We start from the raw sequence: 1,063 nt of genomic DNA, 5'->3' as shown, positions 1-1,063 counted from the left end.
GCTCGGTTGCATTGATGCCGTATTCTTTGGCGAGCGCTTCCAAATTCGCAAATTTCTTAATAGCACCGTTCTTGAGGCCCGCTTCAATCGTCGAAGGCGGCACATGCTTGCTGTTCGCTTCAGACACGAGCAGAATTGCCGGATGTCCAGTGAGCAAAATGCCGTCGGAGCGCACTTTCCGGTTGCCGGTTGCATTCACAAAGCGTTTGCCGGGGTACGGTACGACCATAAGGCCGTAGCCGACTGACGATTCCACGAACTTCGGGCAGACGCCGAATCCCGGTTCATCGGGCGAAGTCCAGGGGCCGAGCTGGATCCAGTCCATCTGAACATCCGCAGCACCGACGCGCTGAGCCGCTTGCATGGCGTCGCCCGTCGCACCAGGCTGATTGGTAGAGTCGAGCTGCGGTCCGAGGCGCGGATCGTGCAGCATGCGCAGCTTTACGTTCTGCGAGAAGCCGCCGCCGCAAACGACGACGCCCTTCTTCGTGCGGATGAATACTTTTTTGCCGGAATCTTCTTTCGGGAACACGTAGCCTTGCTGTACCTCGGCGCCGATGACGGCTCCCTTCTCATCGAGAACAAGATTGAGAAGACGCGAACGCGTCTCGACAGGCACGCCAATTTCCTTGCACTTCTTCGACATCGGACCGATCATATTCGCGCCGGTGCCGTTCATATAACAGGCTGAGCGAGCAACCGAGTGACCGCCCTGGTAGCCGAGGCGGTCGAACTTCACGCCAAGAAAGTCTTTTGCCCAACGATAGGCGTCAAGCGCACCGTAGGCCACCACCTTTGCGCACTCGACGTTGTTGAGGTTGCCGCCCGATTTCAGCATGTCCTTGAGCAGCAATTCCGGGCTGTCCTTGATGCCTGCAGCAACCTGCAGATCGTTGCCAGGTGCGGCAAGGCCGCCCGCCGACAAAACAGAATTGCCGCCGATCATAGCCATCTTTTCGATGCACAAAACGTCGGCACCGTTCGTCCGCGCCTCAATCGACGCCGAGAGTCCGGAAAAACCGGAGCCTACGACGAGAACGTCGACAGTTCTATCCCAATGCTT

At 57.9% G+C, this 1,063-nt stretch carries 1 protein-coding gene; it reads right to left on the bottom strand.

Annotation, left to right across the window (positions count from 1 at the left end; translation table 11 throughout):
• The coding region (locus tag H6A60_RS11635; RefSeq protein ID WP_205104789.1) for a flavocytochrome c at nucleotides 1-1,063 on the bottom strand (1,063 nt) is incomplete at both ends.

The organism is Sutterella massiliensis (assembly GCF_016899755.1).
In the GTDB taxonomy this organism is placed as follows: Bacteria; Pseudomonadota; Gammaproteobacteria; order Burkholderiales; family Burkholderiaceae_F; genus Sutterella; species Sutterella massiliensis.
The sequence above is the reverse complement of the archived record's forward strand: the minus strand, read 5'-3'. Positions and strand labels throughout refer to the sequence as shown.